Origin of the sequence: Xanthomonas sp. MLO165 (assembly GCF_018831305.1) — a bacterium.
In the GTDB taxonomy this organism is placed as follows: domain Bacteria; phylum Pseudomonadota; class Gammaproteobacteria; order Xanthomonadales; family Xanthomonadaceae; genus Xanthomonas; species Xanthomonas arboricola.
On sequence record NZ_CP029263.1, the window covers coordinates 1,964,067 to 1,980,129 of the forward strand.

18 protein-coding genes are annotated in these 16,063 nt (G+C 66.2%); 15 read left to right on the top strand and 3 right to left on the bottom strand.

The window, feature by feature from the left end:
• Positions 1-540, bottom strand: a complete 540-nt coding sequence (locus tag DGN21_RS08575) for a Smr/MutS family protein (RefSeq protein WP_160955170.1) — start codon at positions 538-540, stop codon at positions 1-3.
• Positions 541-639: 99 nt separating this feature from the next.
• Between DGN21_RS08575 and surE the strand changes: the two genes are divergently transcribed.
• The 4 genes from surE to DGN21_RS08595 are packed head-to-tail and all read left to right on the top strand — an operon-like array spanning position 640 to position 3,499.
• A complete protein-coding gene (gene surE / locus DGN21_RS08580; protein WP_024939572.1) occupies positions 640-1,419 on the top strand; it encodes a 5'/3'-nucleotidase SurE in 780 nt (259 codons plus the stop codon).
• Positions 1,416-2,093: a protein-L-isoaspartate(D-aspartate) O-methyltransferase gene (locus DGN21_RS08585; RefSeq protein WP_016904010.1), complete on the top strand. Its 678-nt coding sequence runs from the start codon at positions 1,416-1,418 to the stop codon at positions 2,091-2,093. The genes surE and DGN21_RS08585 overlap by 4 nt, the downstream gene beginning before the upstream one ends.
• A gap of 18 nt (positions 2,094-2,111) precedes the next feature.
• Entirely contained in the window at positions 2,112-2,726 is a 615-nt protein-coding gene (locus tag DGN21_RS08590; protein ID WP_016904009.1) for a YqaA family protein, read from the top strand.
• On the top strand, positions 2,723-3,499 hold the full coding sequence (locus DGN21_RS08595) for a peptidoglycan DD-metalloendopeptidase family protein (RefSeq protein ID WP_054592808.1): 777 nt from the start codon (positions 2,723-2,725) through the stop codon (positions 3,497-3,499). The genes DGN21_RS08590 and DGN21_RS08595 overlap by 4 nt, the downstream gene beginning before the upstream one ends.
• A gap of 167 nt (positions 3,500-3,666) precedes the next feature.
• Here DGN21_RS08595 and DGN21_RS08600 read toward each other — a convergent pair whose 3' ends face one another.
• Both DGN21_RS08600 and yhbY read right to left on the bottom strand, forming a co-directional pair.
• Entirely contained in the window at positions 3,667-4,047 is a 381-nt protein-coding gene (locus DGN21_RS08600; protein WP_126965764.1) for an Mth938-like domain-containing protein, read from the bottom strand.
• A 15-nt stretch (positions 4,048-4,062) separates the two neighbouring features.
• Positions 4,063-4,368: a ribosome assembly RNA-binding protein YhbY gene (gene yhbY, locus DGN21_RS08605; RefSeq protein ID WP_024939574.1), complete on the bottom strand. Its 306-nt coding sequence runs from the start codon at positions 4,366-4,368 to the stop codon at positions 4,063-4,065.
• Between the two features lie 65 nt (positions 4,369-4,433).
• Here yhbY and rlmE point away from each other — a divergent pair, with 65 nt between their 5' ends.
• The 11 genes from rlmE to recA all read left to right on the top strand — a co-directional run bounded on the left by rlmE (position 4,434) and on the right by recA (position 15,977).
• The gene (rlmE, locus tag DGN21_RS08610; RefSeq protein ID WP_016904005.1) at positions 4,434-5,066 is read left to right on the top strand and encodes a 23S rRNA (uridine(2552)-2'-O)-methyltransferase RlmE; all 633 of its coding nucleotides are present in this window, start codon (positions 4,434-4,436) and stop codon (positions 5,064-5,066) included.
• Between the two features lie 61 nt (positions 5,067-5,127).
• Entirely contained in the window at positions 5,128-7,068 is a 1,941-nt protein-coding gene (gene ftsH, locus DGN21_RS08615; RefSeq protein ID WP_024939575.1) for an ATP-dependent zinc metalloprotease FtsH, read from the top strand.
• Between the two features lie 123 nt (positions 7,069-7,191).
• A complete protein-coding gene (gene folP / locus DGN21_RS08620) occupies positions 7,192-8,094 on the top strand; it encodes a dihydropteroate synthase (RefSeq protein WP_126965765.1) in 903 nt (300 codons plus the stop codon).
• A complete protein-coding gene (gene miaA / locus DGN21_RS08625) occupies positions 8,094-9,077 on the top strand; it encodes a tRNA (adenosine(37)-N6)-dimethylallyltransferase MiaA (RefSeq protein WP_126965841.1) in 984 nt (327 codons plus the stop codon). The genes folP and miaA overlap by 1 nt, the downstream gene beginning before the upstream one ends.
• A 77-nt stretch (positions 9,078-9,154) precedes the next feature.
• The gene (gene hfq / locus DGN21_RS08630; RefSeq protein WP_005915027.1) at positions 9,155-9,433 is read left to right on the top strand and encodes an RNA chaperone Hfq; all 279 of its coding nucleotides are present in this window, start codon (positions 9,155-9,157) and stop codon (positions 9,431-9,433) included.
• Between the two features lie 11 nt (positions 9,434-9,444).
• A complete protein-coding gene (hflX, locus tag DGN21_RS08635; RefSeq protein WP_024939578.1) occupies positions 9,445-10,764 on the top strand; it encodes a ribosome rescue GTPase HflX in 1,320 nt (439 codons plus the stop codon).
• Positions 10,765-11,100: 336 nt separating this feature from the next.
• On the top strand, positions 11,101-11,595 hold the full coding sequence (locus DGN21_RS08640; protein ID WP_160955169.1) for a CinA family protein: 495 nt from the start codon (positions 11,101-11,103) through the stop codon (positions 11,593-11,595).
• A gap of 138 nt (positions 11,596-11,733) precedes the next feature.
• The gene (locus DGN21_RS08645) at positions 11,734-11,982 is read left to right on the top strand and encodes a hypothetical protein (RefSeq protein WP_126965767.1); all 249 of its coding nucleotides are present in this window, start codon (positions 11,734-11,736) and stop codon (positions 11,980-11,982) included.
• Positions 11,983-12,352: 370 nt separating this feature from the next.
• The gene (ubiB, locus tag DGN21_RS08650) at positions 12,353-14,029 is read left to right on the top strand and encodes a 2-polyprenylphenol 6-hydroxylase (protein ID WP_215825201.1); all 1,677 of its coding nucleotides are present in this window, start codon (positions 12,353-12,355) and stop codon (positions 14,027-14,029) included.
• 93 nt (positions 14,030-14,122) lie between these two features.
• On the top strand, positions 14,123-14,770 hold the full coding sequence (gene lexA / locus DGN21_RS08655; protein ID WP_104568600.1) for a transcriptional repressor LexA: 648 nt from the start codon (positions 14,123-14,125) through the stop codon (positions 14,768-14,770).
• 172 nt (positions 14,771-14,942) lie between these two features.
• Entirely contained in the window at positions 14,943-15,977 is a 1,035-nt protein-coding gene (gene recA, locus DGN21_RS08660; RefSeq protein ID WP_016904265.1) for a recombinase RecA, read from the top strand.
• Positions 15,978-16,063: the final 86 nt, after the last annotated feature.

Genomic DNA, 16,063 nt, shown 5'->3' on the forward strand with positions numbered 1-16,063 from the left:
CTAACGCCGCGCCAGCAACACCAGCAATGCTCCGGTGCCACCTTGCGTGGCCGGCGCGGAATGAAACGCCAACACGTCGTTGCGCTGACGCAGCAGGCGATCCATCAGGTTTTTCAACACCGGCGCGCCGTTGTCCGACTGCAGCCCCTTGCCGTGGATGATGCGCACGCAGCCATGGTCGTGCGCATGCGCTTCCAGCAGGAACTGCCGCAGCAGCGATTCCGCCTGCGCGGCGGTGGCGCCATGCAGGTCCAGTTCGTCCTGGATCGAGAACTGACCGCGCTTGAGCCGCTGAAACAATCGGGTGGGAAGATTCTCGCGCCGGTAGCTGGCGGTATCGCCCGCCTCCAGCGGCGCACTGTCGCGCAGCAGACGCGCGAATTCGGTGTGCGCTTCCTCATCGTCGCGCTCGGCCATGCGTGCGCGCGGCTTGGGGCGCGGCTTGGCATTGGCCGGTGGGGCGACTTCACGAATCGGCTTCACCGCGCCGATCGCTGCGCGGAACAGCGCGCCGTCGTCTTCGTCTTCAGGATGCGACATGCTCACAGCCTAACCTGCCCAACCTCAGGCGCAAGCGAAGATCAAGCGCGAAGGGCGCGGACGCATCCGGTATCATGACCCGGTTTTCCGAGGAGTCCCATGCGCGTACTGGTTAGCAACGACGACGGTGTCGACGCCCCCGGCATCCAGATTTTGGCCGAGGCGCTGCGCCATGCCGGTCATGAAGTGATGGTGGTCGCGCCCGACCGCGACCGTTCCGGCGCCAGCAACTCGCTGACGCTGGATGTGCCGATCCGCACCCGCCGCATCGACGCGCAGACCTGCGCGGTTGCCGGCACGCCGACCGACTGCGTGCATCTGGCGCTGACCGGCATGCTCGATTACGACCCGGATATCGTGGTCTCCGGCATCAACAACTCGGCCAATCTCGGCGACGACGTGATCTATTCGGGCACCGTGTCCGCCGCGATGGAAGGCCGCTTCCTCGGCCTGCCGGCGGTGGCGGTCTCGCTGGTGACGCACAATCACGAAGCGCATCACTACGAAACCGCCGCGCGCGCCGCGGTGGAGATCGTGGCACGGCTGAAGTCCGACCCGTTGCCCGCCGATACCATCCTCAACGTCAACGTGCCGGACCTGGCCTGGTCGGAGGTGCTCGGTTTCGAGGTCACCCGGCTGGGCAACCGCCACCGGTCCGAGCCCTGCGTGCCGCAGCGCGACCCGCGCGGCCGCACCGTGTACTGGATCGGCCCGGCCGGGCCGGAGCAGGACGCTGGCGCCGGCACCGACTTCCATGCCGTGCGCACCGGGCATATCTCGATCACCCCGATCCATGTCGACCTGACCCGCTATCAGGCGCTGGAGACGGTGGCCGGCTGGGTGGGCGGCCTGACCGCCGCGCTGGATACGCCGGCATGACGCCGAGGCTGCGGCTGCAACCGGAATCGGTCGGGATCGGCATGACCTCGCAACGCGTGCGCGACCGGCTGGTCGAGCGCCTGCGCGAGGCCGGTATCCAGGACGAGGCCACGCTCAACGCGGTGCGCACCGTGCCGCGCCATCTGTTCATCGACGAAGCGCTGGCCTCGCGTGCCTATGAAGACACCGCCTTGCCGATCGGCCACGGCCAGACCATCTCGCAGCCCTGGGTGGTCGCACGCATGACCGAGGCGGTGCTGCAGGTTGGCCCGACCAAAGTGCTCGAAGTGGGCACCGGCTCCGGCTACCAGGGCGCGATCCTCGCCGCGCTGGGGCTGGAGGTGTACACCGTCGAGCGCATCGGCGACCTGCTGCGGCAGGCGCGCAAGCGCTTCCGCCATCTGGGCATGAACGTGCGCAGCAAGCACGACGACGGCCGCATCGGCTGGCCCGAACATGGCCCCTACGATGCCATCGTGGTCACCGCCGCCGCCCCGGCGCTGGTCGACGCGCTGGTCGATCAGCTGGCGGTCGGCGGGCGGCTGGTCGCGCCGGTCGGTGGCGCCTCGTCGCAGTCACTGGTGCAACTCACGCGCGCTGCCGACGGCGCGATCGAGCAGCAGGTTCTGGCGCCGGTCACGTTCGTCCCGCTGTTGTCGGGCATGCTGGATTGAATCCATGAGAGTTTTTCGATGAAGATCTTCGGGCCGTTGTACGACGTGGCCATTCGCTGGTCGCGCAATCGCCGCGCTCCGGCGCTGCTGACCGGCCTCAGTTTCGTGGAGGGCTTCATCTTCCCGGTACCGCCGGAGGTGATGCTGGCGCCGATGTCGCTGGCCGAACCCAGGCGCGCCCTGTGGTTCGCCACCTTGAGCCTGATCGGCTCGGTCTGCGGCGCGCTGGTCGGTTATCTGCTGGGCCATTTCGCCTTCGCCGCCTTGCAGCCGCTGATCGAATGGCTGGGCTGGAGCGCCAAGATCCAGGCGCAGATCGAGACGTTGCGCACGCTGGTCGCCGATTCGCCGTGGAAGGCCTTCTGGGCGCTGGTGCTGGTGGGCTTTACCCCGATCCCGTTGAAGATCTTTACCTGGGCCTCGGGCGTGGTCGGCGTGCCGATCCTGCCCTTCATTGCCAGCATGCTGGTGGGGCGCGGCAAGCGCGTGTATCTGGTGGCCGGCGCGATCCGGCTGGGTGGGGCGCGTGCCGAGGCCGCGCTGCATCGCTGGATCGAGCCGCTGGGCTGGGTGGCCATGGCCGTCCTGGCGGTGGGAGCAGGCTGGCTGGTGTGGAAGACAACCAACGGATGAGCAAGTTGCAGATGAATTCGGTACGTAAGACAGCAGTCCTGCTCGCAGTCGCCGTCGGGCTGGGCGCCTGCAGCAGCGCCACGGTGGTGCGCTCGCCCGGAGCCGGCGGTGGTTCGGCGTCCGCGCGTCCGTCCGCGGCGCCGCGTCCATCGGTGCCGCGCCCGGGTGCGACCGTCACCGTGCAGCGCGGCGACACGCTATACGCCATCTCGCGCCGCACCAACATCACCGCGCCGGACCTGGCGGCCTGGAATGGCCTGTCCTCGCCGAACACCATCTATCCCGGCCAGACCCTCAAGCTCTATCCGCCCGGAGCCAGCAGGCCGGGCGGCAGCAGCTCCAGTGCCGGCACGGTGGTTCCGCCGCGCCCGAGTGCCCCGATCGCAGCACCGGTCAGCAGCGGATTTCCGTGGCGCTGGCCGGCCGATGGCGTGGTGGTCGGCACCTTCGTCAGCGGCGAGACCACCAAGCAGGGCGTGGACATCGCCGGTGCCAGCGGGCAGGCGGTGCGTGCCGCGGCCGACGGTGTGGTGGTGTACTCCGGCGCCGGCCTGGTCGGCTACGGCGAGCTGATCATCATCAAGCACAACGACCAGTGGCTGTCCGCCTACGGACACAACCGCAAGCGCCTGCTCAACGAAGGCCAGAGCGTCAAGGCCGGCCAGCAGATCGCCGAGATGGGCCGCAGCGGCGCCGCCCGCGACATGCTGCACTTCGAGATCCGCTACAACGGCAAGCCGGTGGATCCGCTGCTGTATCTGCCTAAGAAGTGAATCGGGATTTGGGATTTGGGATTCGCAACGGCAATGGCGCTGGGCTGTCAGCGCTACTTACAAGACGCTGACAGCGGCTGGGAAATCGTTTGGGGTGTCGCTCCTGCTGTTGGCATGAGAGCGACACCTGCTCCAGCCCGCGGTTGCAAATCCCCAATCCCGACTCCCTAATCCCGGCCTTCCAGGATCATCGCCAGTGCCACCCGGCGGCCTTCGCTGGCCAGCACGTTGTAGGTGCGCGCCGCGGCCGCATTGGTCATCGCTTCCAGGCCGATGCCGCGGGTCAGGCATGCTGCCAGCACGTCCGTCTTCGGGAACTGCTGCCGCTCGCCGGTGCCGAGCAGGATCACCGCCGGGGCGAGCGCCAGCACCGCGTCCATATGCGCGACCTGGAGCTGTTCCAGGCCGGAGACCGGCCAGCCTTCCACCAGCTCGTCGGGCATCAGGATGAAGCTGTGCTGCAGAATCTGATCGTTCACCTTGGCGTGGCGGCCATCGGCCGCGCGCAGCGCATAGGTGTAGTCGGGGTGTTCCTGGCTTAAGGGCATGTCGAACTCGTCGGGTCAGCCGCGCGGCAGCACGATCTGACGCTTTTCCTTGCTGGGGCGGTACAGGATGGCGACATGGCCGATCCGCTGCACCAGCGCGCTGCCGGTCTGCTCGGTCAGTTCGGCAATCATGGCGTCACGGGCCTCGCGATCCTCCGATGTCACCTTCACCTTGATCAGTTCGTGGCGCTCGAGCACTTCCTCGAGTTCGGCCAGAAATGCCGGCGTGACCCCTTTGCCGCCGGTTTGCAGCAGTGCCTTGAGATCGTGGGCCTGGCCGCGCAGGAAACGGTTCTGGGCGGAGGTGAGAACAATGGACATGCAGGATCAAAGGGCAGCAAAGGGTGTTCAGGGTATCATGGCGACCCGTTCAGACCCCTTTGCCGATGCCCTCCCGTAGTAAAAGCAGCCAGCGCTGGCTCAAGGAACACTTCGCCGATCCGTTCGTCAAGAAGGCGCAGGCCGAAGGCATGCGCTCGCGTGCGGCCTACAAGCTGGAAGAACTGCTCCAGCGCGACCGCCTGCTCAAGCCGGGCATGGTGGTGGTCGACCTGGGCGCGGCGCCAGGCGGTTGGTCGCAACAGGTGCGCAAGTCCATGGGCGACAGCGGCCGGGTGGTGGCGCTGGATATCCTGGAGATGCCGCCGCTGGCCGGCGTGGAGTTCCTTCACGGCGACTTCAGGGAGCAAACCGTCCTATCGGAATTCGAGGCGATGCTGGGCGATGTGCCGGTGGACCTTGTGCTGTCCGATATGGCCCCCAATAAGAGTGGCATGGATGCGGTCGACCAACCGCGGATGATGCACCTGGCGGAACTGGCGATGGAATTTGCCGACACCCACCTCAAACCGGGCGGGGCGTTCCTGATCAAGCTGTTCCAGGGTGTCGGGTCCGACGATTACATTCGTGAGCTTCGCCGCCGCTATGACAAGGTGACGATTCGCAAGCCGGCGGCCTCGCGCAAGCGTTCCCCGGAAGTTTATGCGCTCGGTCAGGGCAAGCGTGCCCAGATCAAGTAAGCTGCCAATGACCACCGTGTTTCAAGAATTTGAAGAGTAGAGGGCACCGGAGCCAATGAGGATGAACGACTTGACCAAGAATCTGCTGCTGTGGGTGGTCGTCGCGGTTGTGCTGATGGTCGTCTTCCAGAGCTTCTCGCCGCGGATGGCGGGCGGTGTCGGCCCCGACTCGATCACCTACACCCAGTTCCTGAAGGAAGTGGACTCGGGCCGCGTCAAATCGGTGGACTACACCGACGAGACCAACCTGGCGGTCAACGCGATCCGCTTCAAGCGCACCGACGGCAGCGAAGCCACCGTCTACGGTCCGCGCGACGACAAGCTGGTCGACGTGCTGTATAGCAAGAACATCGAAATGACCCGCCAGAAGCCCTCCACCGGGCCCGGCTTCTGGTCGTTGGTGCTCAATTTCCTTCCGGTCATCCTGATCATCGGCTTCTGGCTATTCATCATGCGCCAGATGCAGGGCGGTGGCGGTGGCGCCAAGGGCGCAATGAGCTTCGGCAAGTCGCGCGCCAAGCTGCAGGGCGAGGACCAGGTCAAGATCACCTTCGCCGACGTCGCCGGCTGCGACGAGGCCAAGGAAGAAGTCGGCGAGCTGGTCGACTTCCTGCGCGACCCGACCAAGTTCACCAAGCTGGGTGGCAAGATCCCGCGCGGCGTGCTGATGGTCGGCCCACCGGGTACCGGCAAGACGCTGCTCGCCAAGGCCATCGCCGGCGAGGCCAAGGTGCCGTTCTTCAGCATCTCGGGCTCGGACTTCGTGGAAATGTTTGTCGGCGTAGGTGCCAGCCGCGTGCGCGACATGTTCGAGCAGGCCAAGAAGCATGCGCCATGCATCATCTTCATCGACGAAATCGATGCGGTGGGCCGTCATCGCGGCGCCGGTCTCGGCGGCGGGCATGACGAGCGCGAGCAGACCCTGAACCAGTTGCTGGTCGAGATGGACGGTTTCGAAGGCGGCGAAGGCGTGATCGTGATCGCGGCGACCAACCGTCCCGACGTGCTGGATCCGGCGCTGCTGCGTCCGGGCCGTTTCGACCGTCAGGTCGTGGTCGGCCTGCCGGACGTCAAGGGCCGCGAGCAGATCCTGCGTGTGCACATGCGCAAGCTGCCGCTGGCCGACGACGTGGTGCCGATGGTCATCGCACGCGGTACGCCGGGCTTCTCCGGTGCCGACCTGGCCAACCTGTGCAACGAGGCGGCGTTGTTTGCCGCACGCGGCAGCGAGAAGGAAGTCCGCATGGACCACTTCGATCGTGCCCGCGACAAGATTCTGATGGGTGCCGAGCGCCGCTCGATGGCCATGAGCGAGGACGAGAAGACGCTCACCGCGTACCACGAGGCAGGTCACGCCATCGTCGGCCGTCTGGTGCCCGAGCATGACCCGGTCTACAAGGTCACCATCATTCCGCGTGGTCGTGCGCTGGGCGTGACCATGTACCTGCCCGAGGGCGACCGCTACTCGATGAATCGCGTGGCGATCGAGTCGCAGCTGTGCTCGCTGTACGGCGGCCGCGTTGCCGAAGAACTGATCTTCGGTGGCGACAAGGTCACCACCGGCGCGTCCAACGACATCGAGCGTGCGACCAAAATGGCACGCAACATGGTGACCAAGTGGGGCCTGTCCGACGAGCTCGGCCCGGTGGCCTACGGCGAGGAGGAGGACGAGGTGTTCCTGGGGCGTTCGGTCACCCAGCACAAGAACGTTTCCGACGAGACCGCGCGCAAGATCGACGAAGTGGTGCGCTCGATCCTGGACAAGGCTTACAGCAAGACCAAGGCCATCCTCACCGAGAACCTGGACAAGCTGCACGCGATGTCGCAGTTGCTGCTGCAGTACGAGACCATCGACGTGCCGCAGATCGACGCCATCATGGAAGGCCGCGAGCCGCCGCCGCCGGCGGGTTGGGGCAAGTCCGACAAGGACGGTGGCAACAACAACGACAAGGGCAGCCCGCGTCCGTTGCCGCCGATCGCCGGGCCGGCCGAGCAGCTGTAACCGACGCATCGGTCAGCTGCAGCAGCATCCATCAAGGCCGGGAAGCGATTCCCGGCCTTGATGCGTTGTAGCGACGCCTCGCCCCGGCGGCGCTGATCGCAACCATCCAAGGAGACACCACCGATGTTCGATACTGCCCTCAAGCTGGATTGCGCCGGTCGCGCGCTGCGACTGGATGCGCCGCAGGTGATGGGAATCGTCAATGTCACGCCGGATTCGTTTTCCGACGGCGGCCAGCACGCCAGCTGCGACGCCGCCATCGCGCATGGTTTGAGGCTGGTCGAGCAGGGCGCTGCGGTGCTGGATATCGGTGGCGAATCCACCCGTCCCGGTGCCACGCCGGTATCGCTGGAGGAAGAGCTGCAGCGCGTGGTCCCGGTAATCCAGGCATTGGCGCAGCAGACCACTGTCCCGATCAGCGTGGATACCTACAAGCCGGAGGTGATGCGCGCGGCGGTCGCGGCCGGCGCCGGCATGATCAACGACGTGCATGCGCTGCGCTCGCCGGGTGCGTTGGATGCGGCAGCCGAATTGCGGGTGCCGGTGGTGTTGATGCATGCACGCAGCGCGCCGCATGCGATGCAGGACGCGCCGCACTATGACGACGTGGTGGCCGAGGTGCATCGCTTCCTGGCCGAGCGCATCTTCGCGGCCGAAATGGCCGGGATCGACAAGCGCCGCTTGATCCTCGACCCGGGGTTCGGCTTCGACAAGACCACCACGCACAATCTGACCGTGCTGGCGCAGTTGCAGCGCCTGCAGGAATTCGGTCTGCCGGTGCTGGCGGGGCTGTCGCGCAAGCGCAGCATCGGTGAGTTGACCGGGCGCCAGCTCGCCGCAGAGCGCGTATACGGCTCGGTCGCCGCGCATCTGATCGCCGCCCAACACGGAGCGATGTTGCTGCGCGTGCATGATGTGGCCGCCACCGTGGATGCCCTGAAGGTGTGGAGCGCGATGACGGCGATTCCGCTGCCGCGCGTGAGCGCGCCTGCGGCACCGAGCATTCGCTGGCCGGACGAGGACTGATGCCGGCCGACCGCCGCCCGCTGGCGATTGCGCTGATGGGGCCGACCGCCAGCGGCAAGACCGCGCTGGCACTGGACGCCGCGCAGCGCTGGAACGGCGAGATCGTCAGTGTCGATTCGGCGCTGGTGTATCGCGGCCTGGACATCGGCGCGGCCAAGCCGGATGCGGCGATGCGCGCGGCGGTGCCGCATCACCTGATCGATCTGCGCGAGCCCTGGCAGATCTATTCGGCGGCGGAATTCGCCAGCGATGCGCGGCAGGCGATCGAGCAGATCGTGGCGCGCGGCAAGCTGCCGATCCTGGCCGGCGGCACCGGGCTGTACTTCCGCGCCTTGCTGGAAGGGCTGTCGCAGTTGCCCGAGGCCGATCCGGCGGTGCGCGCGGCAATCGCAGCCGAAGCCGGGGAACTTGGCTGGGCGCGGATGCACGCACAACTGGCGGACGTCGACCCGGTCGCGGCGGCGCGGATCCATGCCACCGATCCGCAGCGGATCCAGCGCGCCCTGGAGGTCTACCGCATCAGCGGCAGGCCGATCAGCTACTGGCAGGCGCTGCCGTCGGGTCCCCGTTTGCCGGTGCGGGTGCTGAAGGTGGTGCTGGCGCCGCGCGAGCGCGCGGTGCTGCATGCACGCATCGAGCAGCGCCTGGACACGATGCTGGCACAGGACTTCCTGGCCGAGGTGGAACGTCTGCGGGCACTGCCGCAACTGCGTGCAGTCTCCGCGCCGCTGGATCTGCCCGCAGTGCGCGCGGTGGGGTATCGCCAGGCTTGGGAGTACCTGGATGGGGCCGGTCGCCTGGCCGACTTTCGCGACAAGGCGGTGCAGGCCACCCGTCAACTGGCCAAGCGGCAGCTCACCTGGCTGCGTGGCGAGCTCGACGCGCGCTGGTTCGACCCGGAGCATGACCGCCAACGATTGGAAACTGCACTTGTCGGCTTCCTCGGCCAACGTCCCGCTGTACGGCAGGCTTCAGGCGTGTAACATCCCGTTTCCGGGGCCGGCTGGGGATGGCAGGTGTCGACCGGGACTATAAGAACAATAATGAAGAGGAGTTTTCGATGGCTAAGGGGCAATCTTTACAGGACCCATTCCTCAACGCGCTGCGGCGCGAGCGGGTGCCGGTTTCTGTGTATCTGGTCAACGGCATCAAGCTGCAGGGCACGATCGAGTCGTTCGACCAGTTCGTGGTCCTGCTGCGCAATACCGTGAGTCAGATGGTCTACAAGCACGCCATCTCCACGGTCGTGCCGGCGCGCAATGTGCGCGTGGGACCGGGTGGTGGGTATGTGCAATCCAATGAAGGCAACCAGGCGGAAGATGACGACGTCGAGCAGTAATGGAGTAGTGCGTGTTTGATCGCTCACGCAAGGGTGAACACGCGTTGTTGATTCAGACCCACTCCGGTGGGCCTGCCGAAGAAGATGTGCTGGAGGAGTTCGCCGACCTTGCCAAGTCGGCGGGCGCCACGGTGGCGGCCACGCTCACTGCGCGCATCGACAAACCGAACCCGTCGACCTTGATCGGCAGCGGCAAGCTGGAAGAGATCAAGGCCGCCGCCGAGGCCACCGGTGCGGATCTGGTGTTGGTCAATCACACCTTGTCGCCCGGCCAGGAGCGCAATCTGGAGCGCTATCTGGAGCGGCGCGTGATCGACCGCACCGGCCTGATCCTGGACATCTTCGCGCAACGGGCACGCAGCCACGAGGGCAAGCTGCAGGTGGAGCTGGCGCAGTTGCGGCATATGGCCACCCGGCTGGTCCGCGGCTGGACCCACCTGGAACGTCAGCGCGGCGGCTCGATCGGCCTGCGCGGCCCTGGCGAAACCCAGCTGGAAACCGACCGTCGCCTGCTGCAGAAGCGGGTGGAGCAGTTGCAGCAGCGGCTGGAAAAGGTCGAGGTGCAGCGCACCCAGATGCGGCGTGCGCGCATGCGCAGCGAACTGCCGCGGATTGCGTTGGTCGGTTACACCAATGCCGGCAAATCCACGCTGTTCAACGCCTTAACCGGTGCGGAGGCCTACGTGGCCGACCAGTTGTTCGCCACGCTCGATCCCACCGTGCGCCGCATCGCGCTGCCCGGTGGCAGTGCGATCCTGGCCGATACGGTCGGCTTCGTGCGTGACCTGCCGCACCAACTGGTCGCCGCATTCCGTTCGACCTTGTCCGAGGCGCGCGACGCCGATCTGCTGTTGCATATCGTCGATGCGGCCGACCCGCTGCGCGAGGAACGCATCCAGCAGGTCGATGAGGTGTTGCATGCGGTGGGTGCGGGCGATCTGCCGCAGCTGCTGGTATTCAACAAGATCGACAAGATCGAAGGCGCGCAGGTGCGTCACGATGCGCAGGACGGCATTCCCGACCAGGCGCGGCGTGAGCGCGTGTGGGTCTCCGCGCGCGACGGACGCGGACTGCAGGAATTGCAGCATGCGCTCGGGCAGCGACTGGACCTGCGCCATGTGACCGGGCAACTGCGGTTGCCGCCGTCGGCCGGCCGTCTGCGCTCGAAGTTGCATCAACTGGAAGTGGTGCGCGGCGAGCAGTCCGACGAGGACGGCTGGTTGCTGGAGGTCGACCTGCCGATGGTCGAGGCCGAGCGCCTGGCTGCCGGCGACGACGGTGCGCCACTGCGGGCGATGCTGCCCGATCGTCGCGAAGACTGGGAGTCGTGAGCGGCGCTGCACGGTCGGCTTGTGCCAGCCGTGCAGATCGCCGTTGTCGGGGCAGGCCGATATCTGCCGGCGGTGTGGCGATCGCGCTGGGTGACGGTGGGTTCTGTTGCTGGGGCGACCGAATGCGTGTCTGCAGCAGTCGTGCAGGCGTGAGAATGTCCGCCAGCCGCCGATATCCTTGCGATCCGGTTACCAGCGCAGCCGATGCCCGTTGCCATCGGCTGCACACGGCCACTGAACCCTGGCCACGTCGTCGCTGGCGCGGATTGGGCGCCAGCGCAGACAGGCGCGGCGAATTCGGCTAAAACGTCGGTTGCTTCTTCATGCGCCGTGCCCATGTCCATGTCCGCCGAATCCGAACTGCAGCAGCTGGCCGAACGCCTCGGTCAGCAGCTGCTTGCCGCGCGCGAGCGCCTGGTCACTGCCGAGAGCTGCACCGGTGGCTGGATCGCCAAGGCAGTCACCGATGTGGCGGGGTCCTCGCACTGGTTCGATTGCGGCATGGCCGCCTACAGCTACGAGGCCAAGCAGGCCTTGCTGGGCGTGCGGCCGCAGACGCTGGAAGTGCATGGTGCGGTCAGCCGCGAAACGGTGATCGAAATGGTGTCGGGCGCGCTGGTCAATTCCGGTGCGAGCATCGCGGTGGCGGTGACCGGCATCGCCGGCCCGGGTGGCGGCAGTGAGGACAAGCCGGTCGGCACGGTATGGATCGGCTGGAAGCGGCGCGGCGGCTATGCCACTGCGCAGTTGTTCCAGTTCGCTGGCGATCGCGATGCAGTGCGGCGTCAGACCGTGGTTGCCGCGCTGCAGGGCTTGAGCGCACTACTCTAATTCCGGCGAATCCGTCGACCGCTACGAGCTCGGCGCCAGGGCCAGCTGGCTAGGTGACAACCGTCTGCTCAATGCCGCGCTGTTCTACCAGGACTTCAGCGACTTTCAGCGCAGTCATTTCCTCGCAACCAGCTTCTGGTGGGTGCCATTCCCAGCGAGGTGTCGCGCGGCATCGATACCGAACTGCTGCGGCAGGGCGTCATCCCCGGCCTGATGCGGAAGGGCGGGCTCAGCTACACGGATGCTGCGTTTGGTCGCGATCCGCTGCTGCCCGGCAGTCGTGATTGTCTGGGCGCGCCGCGCACGTATGGGGTGACCTTGCGCTTACGGGATGAAGGCTCGAAGACCTGGGCACGCCATTGCCAAGCCACCAGGATGCAAGCGTAGGCGCAACCTCGGCTAAGCCGGCAAACGTTCATGACGCGACAGGCTGGTGCAGATCGGCTACAAACAAGGTCCCGTCTTCAACCCGCATGCCGATGCTTCCGCTGTTTGCTCATGCGTTGTTTTTGTCCGTACCGTCTCGATCTGCTGGCGATGTCCCGGTGTTGCCCGATGGCCTGCGCGCATCCGGCAGGCAACCGATGCCGGAGGCGGCCGCTCGGTGCGTCATCGTGTGCGCAAGCGATCATGCCGCCATGGCGGTTGCGCGTGGTCGTGCATGCTCAATGGGTGCGCGCAGCGACGGCACACATGCAGCGATGCACGTTAACGCCATTTGTCCTGTTGCCGCAGCGCGATCGCAGGCGGTGTGCTGATGTGGGAAGCGCTCGGCACCGTTCGGGACCTGGGGCGGCTGCAGGAAATCGCCGCGGTGCTGATCCGTTACGGATTCGGCGATGTGGTGCGGCGCATCGGGCTTGCCGACGTGCTCGAACGTGCCGGCAAGCTGCTGCACTGGCATAACGCCGAGGGCCGCCTGCGCATGTCCGCCGCGACGCGGGTGCGGCGCGCGCTCGAGGAACTCGGGCCAACCTTCGTCAAGCTGGGGCAGGTGCTGGCCACGCGTGTGGACCTGCTGCCGCCGGAGTGGATCGAGGAGCTGAGCGAGCTGCAGAACGCGGTGCCTGCGCTGCCGTTCGAACAGATCCGCCCGCAACTGGTCGCAGCCCTGGGCGCGGAGCCGGAAAGCGTGTTCGCACGCCTGGACGAGCAGCCTCTGGCTGCGGCATCGCTGGCGCAGACGCATCGCGCCTGGCTGGCCGATGGCACGCCGGTGGTATTGAAGATCCGCCGCCCCGGCATTGGCGATGTCATCGATGCGGATCTGCGCCTGTTGGCACGCCTGGCGGAAATCGTGGAAACGCGTGCTCCCGATCTCAAGCGCTATCGCCCCGCCGAGGTGGTGCAGCAGTTCACCGTCTCCCTGCGGCGCGAACTCGATTTCGCCGCCGAGTGCCGCAATGCCGAGCGCATCGCAGCCAATTTCGTCAACGACCCCCAGGTGGTGGTGCCGTCTGTCGATTGGCAGTGGACCTGCGAATCGCTCAACGTGCAGGAATTCATCGACGGCATCCCGGGGCGGGATCTGGTCGCCGTGGATGCGGCCGGCCTGGACCGCAAGGCGCTCGCACGCACCGGCGCCGGGATCGTGTTGAAGATGGTGCTGCAGGATGGCTGCTTTCACGCCGACCCGCATCCGGGCAACATTTTCTATCTGCGCGATGGGCGCATCGCCGTCATCGATTTCGGCATGGTCGGGCGCGTTTCCGAGCAGCGCCGCTTCCAGGTCGCACAACTGCTGCATGGCATGGTCAGCTACGACGCCGAAGCGGTCATCGACGTACTGCTGGAATGGGCCGGTACCAGCCTGGAGATCGATGAGTCGCGGCTGCAGCAGGATATCGGTGCCTTCGTCGACGAGTACCGCGGGGTGCCGCTGAAGGAGCTGCGCATCGGCGCGATGCTGGGAGATGTGACCTCCATCCTGCGCGATCACGGGCTGACCCTGCCGTCGGATCTGGCGCTGATGATCAAGGCGTTCCTCACGCTCGAAGGCATGGGGCGCCAGCTCGATCCGGATTTCGACATGGCCACCGAGGCGCGTCCGTATCTCGAACGGGTGGTGCTGCAGCGTTATGCACCCAGCGCAATGCTGCGGCGCAGCCGTCGCACCGTGACCGGCGCGATCGACCTGATCGGCGATCTGCCGCGCGACCTCAAACGGCTGCTGCAGGCCGCGCGGCGCGGCAAGCTGCAACTGCAGATCGAAACGCGTGCATTGCGCGAGTTCGGCGAGCAGGTCGATCGCGCGGCCAACCGGCTCACCATGGGGATCGTGACTGCCGCGCTGGTGATCGGCTCGTCGATCGTCATGAACAGTGTCGGGGGCAGTGCCAGCCGCTGGCTGCTCGCGTTGGGCGTCGGCGGGTTCATCGGTGCAGCCCTGTGCGGCGTCTGGATCCTGTTCTCCATCTGGCGCAGCCGACGCTAGACGCGGCACGCGTGCCGACTCCGGTGGCTGACCCGTGCGTAGCGTACGACACGGCTATTGCGCAGGCGCCAGTTAGTAGTAATACTACTAACCATGGACCTGACCGATACCCAGCAAGCAATCCTGGCCTTGATCGCCGAGCGCATCGATGCCGACGGCGTACCGCCCTCGCAGACCGAGATCGCGCGCGCCTTCGGCTTCAAGGGTGTGCGCGGCGCGCAATACCATCTGGAGGCATTGGAGCAGGCCGGTGCGATCCGTCGCGTGCCCGGCCAGGCCCGCGGCATCCGTCTGGCCGGGCAGGGCGCCCAGTCGCGCACCCCGCCTGCCGCTGCAAACGAGCTGGTGCGCGACGATGTGCTGCGCCTGCCGGTGCTGGGACGCGTGGCGGCAGGCCTGCCGATCGGCGCGGATATCGGCTCGGACGACTTCGTGGTGCTGGACCGGGTGTTCTTCTCGCCGTCGCCGGACTATCTGCTCAAGGTGCAGGGTGACTCGATGCGCGACGAAGGCATTTTCAACGGCGACCTGATCGGAGTGCACCGCACCCGCGACGCGCGTTCGGGGCAGATCGTGGTGGCGCGCATCGATGAGGAGATCACGGTCAAGCTGTTGAAGATCGGCAAGGACCGCATCCGCCTGTTGCCGCGCAACCCGGACTACGCGCCGATCGAAGTGTTGCCGGATCAGGATTTCGCGATCGAGGGCCTGTACTGCGGGCTGTTGAGGCCGAATCGTTGAGTACTGCGCCTATGGCCTCACTGGCGTTATCCCGAGCCGGTGCCGCAGGATTTCCCGCTGCCATCGCCATGGCCGCCTCCCTAATCTGAGCGTGTCGCAGCCAGTCTCAGCCTGTGCGATACACCGCCGTTACATTAGCCCTACACCGAAATCACTGACAAGGATCACCCAGATGGATGAGAACAAGAAGCGCGCCCTTTCCGCCGCACTGAGCCAGATCGAGAAGCAATTCGGCAAGGGCTCGGTGATGCGCATGGGCGACCGTGTGATCGAGGCCGTCGAAGTCATTCCGACCGGCTCGCTGATGTTGGACATCGCACTGGGGATCGGCGGCCTGCCCAAGGGCCGCGTGGTGGAGATCTATGGTCCGGAATCGTCGGGCAAGACCACCCTGACCCTGCAGGCGATTGCCGAATGCCAGAAGAAGGGAGGCACCGCTGCCTTCATCGACGCCGAGCATGCGCTGGACCCGATCTACGCCGCCAAGCTGGGCGTCAATGTCGACGACCTGCTGCTGTCGCAGCCGGACACCGGCGAACAGGCGCTGGAAATCGCCGACATGCTGGTGCGTTCCGGTTCGGTGGACATCGTGGTGGTCGACTCGGTCGCCGCGCTGACTCCGAAGGCGGAAATCGAAGGCGAAATGGGTGACCAGCTGCCGGGTCTGCAGGCCCGCCTGATGAGCCAGGCGCTGCGCAAGCTGACCGGCAATATCAAGCGTTCCAACACGCTGGTGGTCTTCATCAACCAGCTGCGCCACAAGATCGGCGTGATGATGCCGGGCCAGAGCCCGGAAGTGACCACCGGCGGCAATGCGCTGAAGTTCTACGCATCGGTCCGTCTGGATATCCGTCGTATCGGCGCGATCAAGAAGGGCGACGAAATCATCGGCAACCAGACCAAGATCAAGGTGGTCAAGAACAAGCTGGCGCCCCCGTTCAAGCAGGTCGTGACCGAAATCCTCTACGGTGAAGGCATCAGCCGCGAGGGTGAGCTGATCGACATGGGCGTGGAAGCCAAGCTGGTCGAGAAGGCCGGCGCCTGGTACAGCTACGGCGAAGAACGCATCGGGCAGGGCAAGGACAACGCGCGTGGCTATCTGCGCGACAACCCGCAGGTTGCAGTGCGGCTGGAAGCCGAGCTGCGTGAGAAGTTCCAGCCGGCCGAAGCGCCGCGCGAAGCCGGCGATGACGTCGAGAAGGAATAACAGCAGCCAGGCAGTGCGAGCCCAGCCGTCATCAGGCAGGTGTCTCGGCAGCAGCGCGAACCGGGACGTCCGCGTGGGGCCACCCC

What these genes read in the sequence shown, in the direction of transcription:
- hfq (WP_005915027.1), top strand. Translation starts at nt 9,155, where the DNA reads ATGGCTAAGGGGCAATCTTTACAGGACCCATTCCTCAACGCGCTGCGG.
- ubiB (WP_215825201.1), top strand. Translation starts at nt 12,353, where the DNA reads ATGTGGGAAGCGCTCGGCACCGTTCGGGACCTGGGGCGGCTGCAGGAA.
- recA (WP_016904265.1), top strand. Translation starts at nt 14,943, where the DNA reads ATGGATGAGAACAAGAAGCGCGCCCTTTCCGCCGCACTGAGCCAGATC.
- folP (WP_126965765.1), top strand. Translation starts at nt 7,192, where the DNA reads ATGTTCGATACTGCCCTCAAGCTGGATTGCGCCGGTCGCGCGCTGCGA.
- lexA (WP_104568600.1), top strand. Translation starts at nt 14,123, where the DNA reads ATGGACCTGACCGATACCCAGCAAGCAATCCTGGCCTTGATCGCCGAG.
- DGN21_RS08600 (WP_126965764.1), bottom strand. Translation starts at nt 4,047, where the DNA reads ATGCCCTTAAGCCAGGAACACCCCGACTACACCTATGCGCTGCGCGCG.
- ftsH (WP_024939575.1), top strand. Translation starts at nt 5,128, where the DNA reads ATGAACGACTTGACCAAGAATCTGCTGCTGTGGGTGGTCGTCGCGGTT.
- DGN21_RS08575 (WP_160955170.1), bottom strand. Translation starts at nt 540, where the DNA reads ATGTCGCATCCTGAAGACGAAGACGACGGCGCGCTGTTCCGCGCAGCG.
- miaA (WP_126965841.1), top strand. Translation starts at nt 8,094, where the DNA reads ATGCCGGCCGACCGCCGCCCGCTGGCGATTGCGCTGATGGGGCCGACC.
- DGN21_RS08595 (WP_054592808.1), top strand. Translation starts at nt 2,723, where the DNA reads ATGAGCAAGTTGCAGATGAATTCGGTACGTAAGACAGCAGTCCTGCTC.
- DGN21_RS08590 (WP_016904009.1), top strand. Translation starts at nt 2,112, where the DNA reads ATGAAGATCTTCGGGCCGTTGTACGACGTGGCCATTCGCTGGTCGCGC.
- rlmE (WP_016904005.1), top strand. Translation starts at nt 4,434, where the DNA reads ATGCCCTCCCGTAGTAAAAGCAGCCAGCGCTGGCTCAAGGAACACTTC.
- DGN21_RS08640 (WP_160955169.1), top strand. Translation starts at nt 11,101, where the DNA reads ATGTCCATGTCCGCCGAATCCGAACTGCAGCAGCTGGCCGAACGCCTC.
- surE (WP_024939572.1), top strand. Translation starts at nt 640, where the DNA reads ATGCGCGTACTGGTTAGCAACGACGACGGTGTCGACGCCCCCGGCATC.
- yhbY (WP_024939574.1), bottom strand. Translation starts at nt 4,368, where the DNA reads ATGTCCATTGTTCTCACCTCCGCCCAGAACCGTTTCCTGCGCGGCCAG.
- DGN21_RS08585 (WP_016904010.1), top strand. Translation starts at nt 1,416, where the DNA reads ATGACGCCGAGGCTGCGGCTGCAACCGGAATCGGTCGGGATCGGCATG.